General features: G+C 66.8%; 14 protein-coding genes. 3 read left to right on the top strand and 11 right to left on the bottom strand.

Annotation, left to right across the window (positions count from 1 at the left end; all coding sequences use genetic code 11):
- Window positions 1–203: 203 nt before the first annotated feature.
- A complete protein-coding gene (locus ACXZ1E_RS12960; protein WP_458040885.1) occupies window positions 204–593 on the bottom strand; it encodes a heavy metal-responsive transcriptional regulator in 390 nt (129 codons plus the stop codon).
- Between the two features lie 102 nt (window positions 594–695).
- Here ACXZ1E_RS12960 and merA point away from each other — a divergent pair, with 102 nt between their 5' ends.
- From merA to ACXZ1E_RS12945, 3 genes are all read left to right on the top strand, one after another.
- Complete coding sequence (merA, locus tag ACXZ1E_RS12955) at window positions 696–2129, top strand: mercury(II) reductase (protein WP_458040884.1); 1434 nt, start codon at window positions 696–698, stop codon at window positions 2127–2129.
- A gap of 36 nt (window positions 2130–2165) precedes the next feature.
- Window positions 2166–2936 carry an organomercurial lyase MerB gene (merB, locus tag ACXZ1E_RS12950; protein WP_458040883.1) on the top strand — a complete coding sequence of 257 codons (771 nt, stop codon included), beginning with the start codon at window positions 2166–2168 and terminating at the stop codon, window positions 2934–2936.
- Window positions 2937–3097: 161 nt separating this feature from the next.
- On the top strand, window positions 3098–3826 hold the full coding sequence (locus tag ACXZ1E_RS12945) for a cytochrome c biogenesis CcdA family protein (RefSeq protein ID WP_458040882.1): 729 nt from the start codon (window positions 3098–3100) through the stop codon (window positions 3824–3826).
- A gap of 11 nt (window positions 3827–3837) precedes the next feature.
- Here ACXZ1E_RS12945 and ACXZ1E_RS12940 read toward each other — a convergent pair whose 3' ends face one another.
- The 10 genes from ACXZ1E_RS12940 to ACXZ1E_RS12895 all read right to left on the bottom strand — a co-directional run bounded on the left by ACXZ1E_RS12940 (window position 3838) and on the right by ACXZ1E_RS12895 (window position 12159).
- On the bottom strand, window positions 3838–4332 hold the full coding sequence (locus ACXZ1E_RS12940; protein WP_458040881.1) for a TlpA family protein disulfide reductase: 495 nt from the start codon (window positions 4330–4332) through the stop codon (window positions 3838–3840).
- Window positions 4333–4481: 149 nt separating this feature from the next.
- A complete protein-coding gene (locus tag ACXZ1E_RS12935; protein ID WP_458040880.1) occupies window positions 4482–5372 on the bottom strand; it encodes a tetratricopeptide repeat protein in 891 nt (296 codons plus the stop codon).
- The gene (locus tag ACXZ1E_RS12930) at window positions 5369–5848 is read right to left on the bottom strand and encodes a cytochrome c-type biogenesis protein (RefSeq protein WP_458040879.1); all 480 of its coding nucleotides are present in this window, start codon (window positions 5846–5848) and stop codon (window positions 5369–5371) included. The genes ACXZ1E_RS12935 and ACXZ1E_RS12930 overlap by 4 nt, the downstream gene beginning before the upstream one ends.
- Window positions 5841–7673, bottom strand: a complete 1833-nt coding sequence (locus ACXZ1E_RS12925) for a heme lyase CcmF/NrfE family subunit (protein ID WP_458040878.1) — start codon at window positions 7671–7673, stop codon at window positions 5841–5843. The genes ACXZ1E_RS12930 and ACXZ1E_RS12925 overlap by 8 nt, the downstream gene beginning before the upstream one ends.
- Window positions 7674–7822: 149 nt before the next feature.
- Window positions 7823–8224, bottom strand: coding sequence for a cytochrome c maturation protein CcmE (locus tag ACXZ1E_RS12920; RefSeq protein WP_458040877.1), 402 nt, complete (start codon window positions 8222–8224; stop codon window positions 7823–7825).
- 138 nt (window positions 8225–8362) lie between these two features.
- Window positions 8363–9097: a cytochrome c biogenesis protein CcsA gene (ccsA, locus tag ACXZ1E_RS12915; RefSeq protein WP_458040876.1), complete on the bottom strand. Its 735-nt coding sequence runs from the start codon at window positions 9095–9097 to the stop codon at window positions 8363–8365.
- A gap of 4 nt (window positions 9098–9101) precedes the next feature.
- Window positions 9102–9761 carry a heme exporter protein CcmB gene (locus ACXZ1E_RS12910; RefSeq protein WP_458040875.1) on the bottom strand — a complete coding sequence of 220 codons (660 nt, stop codon included), beginning with the start codon at window positions 9759–9761 and terminating at the stop codon, window positions 9102–9104.
- Window positions 9758–10435, bottom strand: coding sequence for an ABC transporter ATP-binding protein (locus ACXZ1E_RS12905; protein WP_458040874.1), 678 nt, complete (start codon window positions 10433–10435; stop codon window positions 9758–9760). Before ACXZ1E_RS12905 ends, ACXZ1E_RS12910 begins: the two co-directional genes overlap by 4 nt.
- Window positions 10436–10887: 452 nt before the next feature.
- Complete coding sequence (locus tag ACXZ1E_RS12900) at window positions 10888–11850, bottom strand: DDE-type integrase/transposase/recombinase (RefSeq protein ID WP_458351961.1); 963 nt, start codon at window positions 11848–11850, stop codon at window positions 10888–10890.
- A 36-nt stretch (window positions 11851–11886) separates the two neighbouring features.
- Window positions 11887–12159, bottom strand: a complete 273-nt coding sequence (locus ACXZ1E_RS12895; protein ID WP_458040873.1) for an IS3 family transposase — start codon at window positions 12157–12159, stop codon at window positions 11887–11889.
- Between the last annotated feature and the right edge of the window lie 281 nt (window positions 12160–12440).

The following is a 12440-nucleotide window of genomic DNA, read 5'->3' as shown; positions in this document are numbered from 1 at the left end:
GAACTCAGACCCGGGGTGGCAATCTAAGCGAGGACCACCTGGGTGTGATGGCGGTGGGGGCCGATGCCCGTCGTCACGGGCTTGCTGGCGCGGGCTCGGGGTTGCCGGATTGCCACGTCGAATCTGTCGTCGAGCCATGGTGTGGGGTTGCAAGGCGGTTTCTGGCCACCTCGCCTTGAGGTGTGTCAGGACGGCGTCTTTCGCTACAGGTATTGGCAGATCTGGTTTGCCGCGCAACTCTCCGTGTCGATGGAAGTGGCCTCGGCGCGCAGTTCGGCGAGGGTCTCGCGCAGCGACACGAGGTGCTGTAGTTGGGCGTCGATGTCCGCCAAGCGTTGGTCGAGCAGGCCGCGGACGTGCTCACAAGGAGCGTCGCCGCCGTCGCGGATGTCGAGCACCTGCCGGATCTGGGCGAGGGTGAGGCCCGCAGCTTGTCCGCGGTGGACGAAGTCGATACGGGCGACAGACTCCAAGCTGTAGTCACGGTAGCCGGACTGCGTGCGGTCGGGCTCGGGGAGGAGGCCCTGTTCTTCATAGAACCGCAGGGTCTTCGTAGTGGTGCCGGCCGCGTCGGCGAGCTCTCCGATCCGCATGGCATCTCCTAATTCCGAGCTAGGGCTTGACCTTCCATCATACTGGAAGGTCCAGAATGGGGGCATCGAGGGAGTTCTCAAGCTGATCGGAAAGGAATTTGGATGAGCAGCACGAGGGTTGATCTCGCGGTGATCGGCTCAGGCGGAGCGGCGTTCGCGGCCGCGATCCGCGCGCGTGGACTGGGCAAGTCGGTAGTGATGATCGAGCGTGGCACGGTCGGTGGCACCTGTGTGAACACCGGCTGCGTGCCGTCCAAGGCGTTGATCGCTGCGGCCGAGGCACGTTACACCGCTGCCGACGCCGCAGGCCGGTTCCCGGGGATACATGCCGACGCGGGTTCGGTGGATATGCCCACCCTCGTCGAGGGCAAGCAGTCGCTCGTGGAGTCGATGCGTTCGGCGAAGTACGTCGACATCGCCGAGGCCTACGACTGGCCGATCCGGCAGGGTGCGGCGACCTTCACGGGCACCCCGGATGCGCCGCTTCTCCGAGTGATGGCACCGGACGGCAGCGGTGAGGTGATCGAGGCCGAGCATTACCTGGTCGCCACCGGTGCCCAGCCGTGGATCCCACCGATCCCCGGCCTGGAGCAGGTGGACTACCTGACCTCCACGACCGCGATGGAACTAAACGAGGTGCCCGACTCACTGCTGGTCCTCGGCGGCGGCGACGTCGGCCTGGAGCTGGCCCAGCTCTTCGCCCACCTCGGGGCGACGGTCACCATGCTGGTGCGCTCCCGCCTGGCCTCCCGCGAGGAGCCGGAGGTGTCCCAGCTGCTGCAATCGGTGTTCGCCGACGAGGGCATCCGGGTGGTACGCCGTGCCGAGGTCACTGCCATCAGGCGCGACGACCCGACAGGGCAGGTCGTGGCCACGGCAACGGTGTCCGGGGGCACGAGTGAGTTCCGGGCCGACCGGGTGCTCGTGGCTATGGGCCGCCATCCGGTCACCGACGCGCTCAACCTGGACGTCATCGAGGCCAAGACCGGCCTCGACGGGGCGATCATGGTCGACGACGGCCTGGCCACCTCGAACCCGCGGATCTGGGCGGCCGGCGATGTGACCGGGCACCCCGAGTTCGTCTACGTCGCGGCCTCGCACGGCGCGATGGCTGTCGACAACGCCTTCACCGGCGTCGGCCGGACCATCGACTACACCCACCTGCCCCGGGTCACGTTCACCAGCCCCGCGGTCGGCGCGGTCGGGATGACCGAGAGGGAGGCCATCGCCGCCGGGTATCGGTGCGACTGCCGGGTGCTGCCGCTCGACTACGTGTCCCGGGCCCTGGTGAACCGGGACACCCGCGGGTTCATCAAGGTCGTCCGCGATGCCGAGAGCGACCGGATCCTCGGGATCACCGCGGTCGCCAAGGACGCCGGCGAGTTCGCCGCCGCCGGGGTCTACATCCTCGAAGGACAGATGACCGCCGACCAGGTCGCCCATGCCTGGGCGCCCTACCTGACCATGGCGGAGGGTATCAAGATCGCCTGCCAATCCTTCACCACTGACGTCAGCAAGCTGTCCTGCTGCGCCTGACGCGCAAGCACTCCGATCAGAGAAGGAGACACACCGATGAGCGCCCCCCATGACACCCCCAGCCGACGCCTCCTGGAGCGGCTCGCCGACTCCGGCCAGAACGGCCTCGACCCGGTCGTCTTGATCCCGCTTCTGAAGCTGCTCGCCCACGGCGAGCCCGTCGAGGTCGCCGATCTGGCCGCGGCCGCCGGCCTCAGCGACACCGAGGTCCGTGCCCGGCTCGCCGCCGTGCCGGATACCGAATACGACGACGCCGGCAGAATCGTCGGCCAAGGTCTCACCCTGCGACCCACTCCGCACCGGTTGACAGTCGACGGCCAGGAGCTCTACACCTGGTGCGCCCTTGACACCTTGATCTTCCCGACCCTGCTCGAGCGCGCCGCCCGGGTGGAGTCCGTCTCGGCAGCCAGCGGGCAACCGATCACGATCGCCGTCGAGCCCGACCGCGTCACCCGCGTGGGGCCGGCCACCGCCGTGGTGTCCGTGCTCAACCCCGACGGCGCATCGATCCGGTCTTCCTTCTGCAACCAGGTCCACTTCTTCACCTCCAATGAGGATGCCGCCGACTGGCTGGCCGACCATCCCGAGGGGCAGGTGCTCCCGGTCGCCGACGCCTACCAGCTCGCGACCGACCTGACCACCGTCATGCACCACGCCACCGACGAGGCCATCACGACCGGCTCCCCGCACGCCGTCGGCAGCGAGGCACCGACCTGTTGCCAAGCACGACCGCTCCTTGGAGCGGGTTCAGATAAAGCAGATGACGTCGTAAACGTGAATCGGCCCGAGCCTGGAGCGAATGGGTAGCGAATAGACGCCTTGCCAGCGCTCAAGACGACCCGCGACTGCACGCTCTCATCGGTTCCTGGGTGACTGCGGACCGTAGACTGGCTCATACTGCCGTTCCGGGTGGCGGAAGACTTTCGGAGCATCGGCGTGGTGGGCTCGATCGGTTCTTAGAGGAGTGGGTGAGTTTGGAGCTCTTCGCGCTGTCCTCACTGGCGCTGGTGGCCGGGGTGGTGTCATTTACGGCACCGTGCACCCTGCCACTTTTGCCCGGCTACATCTCCTACGTCTCCGGCATGGCGAGTTCGGGTGCCGTGGTGGCCAAATCGAAGGTGCTTGCGGGCGCCGGCCTATTCGTGCTCGGATTCTCGGTGGTGTTCGTCGCACTGGGCCTCACCGCGTCGGGCCTGGGGCTGCTGCTGGCCCAGAACGGGCGGCTGCTCGAGCTGGCCGGTGGTGCATTCATCGTAATCATGGGCCTGGTGACCGCCGGTGCACTGCGGATTCCGCTCCTGCAGCGACAGCTCAGCTTCGACCTCTCGAAGCTCGGCCGGGGCCCACGTTCTGCGGCTCCGCTCGGGGCGGCTTTCGCGTTCGGCTGGACACCCTGCATCGGGCCGGTATTGGCCAGCGTACTGGTGACCGCCGCGAGCACGGAATCGATGTTCGAGGGGGCAGTTCTCCTGGCCGCCTACTCGCTGGGCCTGGGGCTGCCCTTCCTCGGACTCGCGGTGGCGGTCGCGCGTGGGAACGCCCGAATCGGCTGGTTGCGCCGGCACACTCGCAAGCTTGAGGTCGCCGGTGGCGTCGTGCTCGTCCTGATGGGCCTCGCGGTGATGAGCGGTCTGTGGACAGAATGGATGAGTTCGATGCTCAGCTGGTATGCCAAGGTGGGATGGCCGCCAATCTGACTGGATGCACACTACTCGTCCGGCGCGTCCTGCACCGGTCCGGTGGAGATGGTGGGGTCAGGACGTTCGCCCGCGAGCATCTCGTCCAGTACGCCGCTGAGCAGCGGCAGGGTCGATGCCCCGGTGATCTTTGCCGCGATCCGTCCTTCCGGGTCGATGAAGAAGGTCTCCGGAACGCCGAACACGCCGAAGTCGATCGCCAGTCTCGATTCGGGATCGCTCACATAGAGGTAGTCCTCCCCGCGGCCCATCTCGTCCAAGAAGGCGGTCGCCGTCGATTTCTGGTCCTGGTACACCACGCCGATGAACTGCACCCCGGCGTCCCGGTACGCGGCGGCGGCCGCGTTCAAGGAGGGATGTTCCTCACGGCATGCCACGCACCACGACGCCCAGAAGTTGACCACCACTACGTCGCCCTGGAAGTCGCTCAGTGAGACCGAACCGTCCTGCTCCAGATAGGGAAGTTGGCGCTCGGGTGCTGGCTCTCCGATCAGCGGTGTGGACACGAGGGTATTGTCCCGGTCCAGCCGGGCCCCGAAAAGGGCTCCGATCCCGACCGCGGCCACGACGACGAGGGCGGCGCTCCACCGTAGCCAGCGTCGTCGTCGCGGTGGCGGGGAGGCCGACATCGTCGCCTCCGTAGCACGCGACCGGATCATCCGGTTCCGCCCACGACCTCGCCGGACGCAATTCGCCGTAACTCCTCGACCTGCTCCCGCACACCGGCGGCGAGGTCCGTCCGCTTCTGCAGGGTGTCGAGCACGGTGATGGCCCCCTCCTGATCCTCGAACCCATAGAGCAGAATGTTCGCCTTGAACCACAGCGCTTCCATCAACTCAGGTTCCGCCGCCAGCGCCTGATCGACCAGCCGGGCCGCCTCCGCCGGATCGCCGACCTGCAGCATCAACCAGCCGAGACGCGCCATCGAGGCGGGATTTCCTGGTTCCCGCTCGAGTGCTTTTCGGTAGTGCACGAAAGCAAGGTCGTAGCGCCCTTCCGCGGCGTAGCGGTCCGCGAGCGCGAGGCGCATCCCGATCACGTCCGGGTTCGCCGCGACGACCGCTTCCATCTCCTCGTTGGTGACGTTATCCAGCTCCGCCGCGGTTGGGGCATCGCCGCCGCTGGTACCGAGCGGATTCTGCAGTGCCTCGTTTCCTGTCACGAATCCCCCTTCCGGCCGGTCGAGAAGGTTGCCGGGCAGCAGCAGCACTGCCGCGACGACCGAAAGGAGTCCGAGGGAGTAGAGCAGGATGCGCGGCTGGAGCAATTGCCGTCCGCGACTGGCCCTCAGCTCATCGGCCTCGCCAAGGTCCTCACCGGATTCGCGGTCCTCACCGGGCTCCGAATCGTAGGTCTCCCCGGAATCGTGCGCGGAGAGCCGTTCGATCTCCGCAATCGCGCGCGCCGCCTCGCTCTCGTACGTACTGCGCAAGGAGGTTTCGGTCTCCGGTGACAGCTCACCGCGGTCGACCTGCTGCTCTAGCTCCAGCAGGTCCCGGAGCGCCTGATCCCGGCGCTGCTCCAGAGCCTGGCGGCCGCCGCTCACGGTTCTTCCTCCTCGGCACGCCACCGGTAGTCAGCCAGGGCCGCCTGCACCCTGTCGCGATCGGTGCCGATCAACTCGGCCGGGTCGACGACCGGGCGCCGACTTCTCGTCGCCAGAACGACGACGCCGGTGCCCGCCGCCACCGCCGGAAGCAGCCACAGCAGGAAAGTCTGCCCCTCCACCGGGGGATCCAGCAGGATCCACGCACCATACCGTTCGGTGAAGTAGCCGATGACCTGCTCGTCGGTGCGTCCGGCGGCCACCTGTTCGGCGACGATCCGGCGCATCGATGTCGCCGTCTCCGACGGCGACTCCGCGATCGACACACTCTTGCAGACCGGGCAGCGCAGTCGCTGCTCAAGCGCGAGGGCGCGGTCTGATTCAACCGCATTCCCCCCGAAGAGCCCCGCCGCAGCGACCGCGAGCAGCACGAGGATGAGCCCGGCCAGCCCCCACTGCCGACGCCCGTTACGCATGAGGATTCCCCTCGACCACGGCATCTGCTTGCCGCCGGGAGTCAGTGCCGCCGTCACCACTACGACGCCGGAGGCCGAGTGCCCACGCGCCCCCCGCCATGATCAGCGTCCCGCCAGCCCAGAGCAACCACATGTAGGGGTAGCGGTAGAGGTTGAGCCCGATCTCGTCGGCTTCCAGGCTAGACAACGCCACATAGATGTCACGACTCGGGGTGCTCCACACCGACGGCGTGGCCACCGCCTGCACCTGGTTGTTGAACTGGGTCAGTGCTGGTTCGGCGCGGAACTCGACTTTGTCGTCCGCTTCGAAGACAATACGTGCGATAGTCGCGGTCCGGTCGCCGCCGACCCGCTCGAACGAGCCCTCGTAGGTGACCGTATAGCCATCGAACTGCACTGACTCGCCGCGCTCAAGCATGACGCTCGTCCGGTCCGAGAGGGTTCCCGAGGTGGCGATCCCGAGCGCCAACAGCGCCACTCCGAGATGCGCCAGTTGCCCGCCCCAGTAACCCCGGCGCTTGACGATCATCCGCAGCATCGGCCTCGGGCGTAGCGCAGGAACCGAGGTGATCAGCTCCCGGATGCTCCCGCTGATAATCGCCGCAACCAGGAACGCGACTAGGACGACAGGCACCGCACGCACACCGTTGAGAACGAGAGCGGCCGCGACCGCACTGGCGATCAGCAGCGGGACCCGCAGTCGGCGCCACATCACCGCCGCATCGGCCCGCCGGTAGGGCGTGAAAGGACCGATCCCCATCGCCAGCAGGAGCGCGAAAGCCAGCGGCACTGCCATCCGGTCGAAGAAGGGCCGCCCCACCGACACCTGCGCACCGCTGAAGGCCTCGACGAAGACCGGGTACACGGTGCCGAGCAGCACTACGAAGGCGAACACGGTGAGGATGACGTTGTTGGTGACGAACGCGCCCTCGCGGCTGAGGATTGATTCCGGATGCCGGTTCGAGGCGAGCTGCTCGCCGCGGAGCGCGAATAGCGCGAAGCCGCCGCCCGCGACGAGGACGAAGAAACCGAGTAGAGCCGGGCCGACGCCGGACTGGGTAAAGCTATGCACCGAGGCGATCAAGGACGACCTGGTCAGCAGGGTGGCGAGAATTGTCATCGAGAACGTGCCGATCACGAGGACGAAGTTCCATGCCTGAAGCATGCCGCGCTTGACCTGCACGACAGACGAGTGGATGAAAGCGGTGGCCAGCAACCAGGGAATGAGGGCGGCGTTCTCAACCGGATCCCAGGCCCAGTAGCCGCCCCAGCCCAGCACCTCATACGACCACCACGCGCCGTAGACCAGTCCACCGGTCAGAAACGTCCACGCCACTAGGTTGGAGCGGCGTGTGCGGCGCAGCCAGCCGACTCCGCCCTCGCGGATCAGCAGGGCGGACATCGCGAACGCAAACGGCACGGTGAACCCGACCAGTCCCAGGTACAGCATGGGCGGGTGGATGAGCACCATCAGGTGGTTCTGGAGGATAGCGTTCGGGCCGGGTCCGTCCAAGGGAGGGTCGGCGAGAATGCCGAACGGGTTCGCGACGGTGGCGATCATCCCGAAGAAGAACGCGGCAACAACGCCGATGATGGCTAGCGCACCGGTGCCCAGCCGGTCCTCGACGCTGCGCACTTGCCGGAGCACGACGGCTGTATAACCGGCCAGCACCAGTGTCCAGAGCACGATGCTGCCGGACAGCGCCGACCAGCCGGTCGTGATCTTGAACAGCAGCGGCGTAGCCCGCGCGGAGTTCTCCGCGACGTAGGAGACGGAGAAGTCGTCGGTGACGAGTGCGAACTCCAGCGCGCCGAACGCGACCACGGCCCCGGCCACCATCCCGAGGACGGCGAGTCGAAGCTGACCCAGCCGCACCGGTCCGTCCGGTCGGCGCTGGGCCCGCCAGCCGAGCACCGTGAGTGACAGGGAGCTGACCAGCGCCAGGACTACGGCGGTCCAGCCCACCGCCGCCGTCACGGTGTCACCGCTCGGGTCGAATATTCCGCACTGTCCTGTGGCACCGAATACTCTTCGTACTCCTCGTCGTGCTTGATGATCACCGTGTCGGCGTAGAAGGCACCGGCACGCCAGCTGCCCTCAACCACGGCCCCGATACCCGCGGCAAAGAGCTGCGGGGGGGCGCCGGTGAGCCGCACCGGTATCGCCGCGCCGTCGTCGACGAGGGTGAACCGAGTCTCCTCGTCCGTGCGCACCACACTGCCCTCCGCTACTAGTCCGCCGAGCCGGAATCGCTCTCCCGCCGGCGCGGAGCTCTTCTGAGCCGCCGCCTCGGTCGGGGTCAGGTAGTACACCAGGTTCTGGTTCAGGTTGCCGAACAGCAGGAATCCGACCAGCATCAGAATGGCGCCGGCCACCGGAATCACGATAAGCCGATACTTCATCGTGGGCGCTCCGCCTCTCGCCGCAGCCTGGCGCGGCGGAGGTGCAGCACGCCGAAGTAGCCGAGGATAGAGCCGTAGGCGGTGATAAATCCCCAACCCACCCAGAACCATTCAGACATGAGAGCGCGGTCCTTTCAGCTGTGGTGCACCGATCGACTGGCCGGCCAGTTTCCAGTCATGCGCTGCCACCGCGTCTTCGAGCTGATCGAGTTCTACACCGAGGCGATACCGCTGCCGGAGCAGCCAGCCCGCGAGCAGGGTGAAGGCAACGATGTTGAGCAGCAGCACCGCCAGCATGGTGTGGTCGATCGTCGGATCCCCCGGGCGCAGCACGGTGGGCGGCTGATGCAAAGTCCTCCACCACAGCACGGAGAAGTGGACAACCGGCACGAGGACGAACGCGACGATCCCGAACACGGCCGCCCGGCGGGCCCGGTCGGAGCGGTCACTGATCGCGCGCCGCAGAGCGAGGTAGCCCAGGTAGACGAACAGCAGCAGGGCGGTGGTGACCAGGCGAGCGTCCCAAGTCCACCAGACGCCCCACACCGGCTTACCCCAGATGGCGCCGAGGGCGATCGTCAGCGCAGTGAAGAATACACCGACCTCGGCGGCGGCCGCCGCAAGCCGGTCCCAGCGCTCGGTGCGGCGCCAGAGCCATCCGATGCTGCCGATCAGCGTCAGCAGGAAGGCTAGATAGGCCAGCCAGGCCGCCGGCACGTGCACGTACATCAGCTTCTGCAGATTCCCCTGCAGCCGATCGGGTGGAGCGATGAGCGCGGCGACCACACCGCCGATCGTCACGATGACGGCAGCCGGGGAGAGCATCTTGCCGAGAACACGTTTCATGCAGCTACTCCAGGAAGTGGCCGGCGAACAGCACTGCCAGCAAGAGGATCAGATCGACGGTCGCGATGAGCAGCAACCAGGGCAGCGGCGAGCGCCCGAAGGCGACCGCTTCCAGGACCTGTGTCGCCCCCAGCAGCAGGGGAAGCGCCAGCGGAACTATCAGCAGGGGCCCGAGTGTGCTGCGGACGTGGATCCAGTGCACCAGCGTATCGGCGATCACACCGAGCAAGGCCAGGCCGGTCGCCACACCGGGCAGCAGCGCCAGGAACCAGGCCCAGCCCGCCAGCACCGGGTCGTACAGCAGGACCGCCACCGGTGCCAGCACAGCGCCGAATCCGAGCAGCAGCACCGTCGTCGCGATGGCGTTGCCTAACATCCGGACCGCGCCGGGGACACCGGCGAGTGTGAGCAGGCGGGCTTGGGCAGGGGTCTGGTGCGAGCTCTGCCGGAGGATGACCATCACACCGAAGAGCAGCAGCACCACCCAGTACATCCCCGGCCCGACTTGCCGCAGCAACGGCACATCCGTTCCGACCGCCATCGGGATAATCAGCAGGGCGATCGCCCCGAAGGGGGCGATCACGAGCAGGGCCTCACCGGCCCGACGTTCCAGCCGCAAGCGGTTGCCGGCGATCGCCGTGCACATCCGGAGCTTACCGGTCACGGTAGTGCTCCGGCTGAAACGAGTCTTCCGTCGGCCAGCTCCGCGATGTCGTCGACGAGCGGCACCAGCCGCGCACGATCGTGGGAGACGATGAGGGCCGCACCACCTCGGCCGCGCACGTCGTCGATCAGGAACTCCACGAGATCGGCGGCAGCAGAGTCCAGTCCGGCGTGGGGTTCGTCGAGCAGGAGCAGCCACGGCCGACTCATCAGGGCTCGCGCTAAATCGGCGCGTCGCAGCATGCCGTGCGAGCAGTGGCCGGCCCGTCGGTCAGCGGCGCGGCCGAGGCCGACGGTGTCCAATGCGGCGTCCGCGACCTGTCGGGGCTGCCCGAACACCGCTGCGACAAACCGCAGGTTCTCCCGCAGTGTGAGCTGCGGGTACAGGGCCGCCTCGTGACCGATTAGGCAGATAGAGCGACGGACATCCGCCGGCACGACGCCATGCAGATCCGCACCCAGGATGCGACCTGCTCCGGCCGCCGGACGATGCAGGGTCGCCGCCAGCTGCAGCAGGGTGGTCTTGCCGGATCCGTTTGCCCCAGTGATCCCCGTGATCTGCCCGGGCGCAAGAGTGAGATCCAGCCCGCGAAGAACGGGTGTGCGCTGGATCTCTACGGCGATCGCGGCGAGGTGGATGACGCCGCCCGACAGTGAGTCGGCATGCCCCGCCACCACTGAAGGAACGGAGGGGAGTGCCCTGCATTTCCGGCCGGATGGCATGCCCAATCCCGCTTTGACATCAACAGCAGCGATCGTGCGCACGTCATCCTTATGGCGGCTTGGACAATTTCTCACACTATATCCGAACCACCTTAGGACTGCATCTCGATGGCCTGGGCTGGGCAGTCGCGCAGACGTCTGGGGATCGGCGATGGTCCACCGCGTGGACTCCGTAGCCGCTCGTGGCCGGCTGACAGGCGGGACTTCCCGGATGATGAGTCCCTGCGCAAACCGGCCAACGACGCGTCCACCCCGCCTACCCTCGAGTGCGAGGAGCCGCCGAATGACGCCCCGAGCACCTTCGGCCCGTGCCCTGGGCCGGACCGAAGAACGCCCGCTATGCGTCGTGGATTGTCCGCTCGTTTCGGCGGTAGGAAACCACGGTATTCGACTGTGTCGACATACTATGAGCTCGACCCTATAGGGGCTTGACTGGCTTCGGGTTCCTGGTGCCACGGCTCAGATGCCCGGGCAATGTTGCCAGAAGCTCGGAGTCGACGGTACGGAAGAATCGCTCGACCTTCCCCCGCCCCTGCGGCCGACCGACCGTGGAATGGATGATCCGGACGTGCAGCGCGATGGCGGTGCGTTCTAGCTAGGTGGTGGCTGGTGAATTCGGAGCCGTGATCGACATGGAGAACGTCGGGGATCCCGCACATCGCCCAGGCGCGGTCGGTCTTCCGCCAGATCGCCTGCCGGAGTGCGAGGGCGGTGTTCATCGCGGAGGGTGCACCCGTGAACACCATGTAGCCGCAGATCGCGCGGGAGTGATCATCCAGCACGGTCGTCAACCAGGGCCGAACAGGTTTCCCGTCGGCACCGACGATGAGGATGTCGAGTTCGGTGTGGTCGGAATGCCACGTCTGGTTCGGGTGCTCGGCGCGGCGACGAAACACGAGCTCGTGCTTGTCCCGGTACGACGCCGGCCCCTCCAACGCGAGCGTGACCAGGGCCGGGTCAAGTTCCAACACGATCTCCCTGACCTTCCAGTAGCTCGGCGCAGGGAGATCTCGTTGCGTCGCATCTGCGGCGGCGAGGCGATGGAGGGTAGCGAGGGCGGGGCGAGGTTTGGTCAGAGCCAGGCGTTCGATGAACGCCACGGTCTCGGGCCGTGTGCGTCGCACTCCCTGGTCGCTCCGGGGATGAGGGTCCAGCGCTGCGGGGCCGCCGTCGCGGTAGATCTGGTGCCAGCGTTGAAGTGTTCTTGCGCTGATCCCGGAATCCCGGGCGAGGACGGCGAGGGGGATCTGGTCTTCGACATGCAGCCGAAGGATCCGCCACCGCTCCTCGCCATCCAAGACCACTACATCGTCGCGGCGCGTGACGCGTGCGTTTGCTGATGCCGGTACAGCGTCGCGCGGCTCCACCCGACGAGCCGAGCCGCGTCTTCCGCGGTGCGGCCCCTAGTTGAACCTGCGATTGACGAGATTCGTCGGCCGTTGCGCGGCGGGATCGGACTTCGTTGTGAATACCCGTTTCAACTTGCGCACCCCGCGGACACCGGCCTTCCGCATGAGTCGCTCGGTCTGGTCCCGCCCGATTGACCAGCCCTGTCGTTGCATCAGCGCATCCATCTTTCGGCGCCCGTAGACGCCGTAGTTCTCCGCATGCAGGCGGGCGATCTCGGGAACCAGGAGATCGTCCTGCAGCGGCCTGGCGGATGGGGTTCGGTTCACCGCGGCGCGGAAGCCGCGTGAGGTCAGGAATCCTCTCACTGCCGGTCGGAGGACCTGGCAGATGAGCTCGACCCCGAACGATTTTCTGGTGATATTCCCGCAGCGCAGGGTCGAGGTCGACCGGAAAATCCTCTAAGTTGTGCAATACGTCGAGCCCATAAGTCCTGCTGAGGAGGTCGCGAACACGGTGAAGGTACTCGTAGTACTTGATCATCAGCGCTCGGAGCAGTCACCATCGAATGTGTAGTGAGAAGCACTCGGCTGGAGCAGCCGGTAGAAGC

The organism is Pacificispira sp. HM-600, from assembly GCF_977993705.1.
This window is presented reverse-complemented; position numbering and strand designations above follow the sequence as displayed.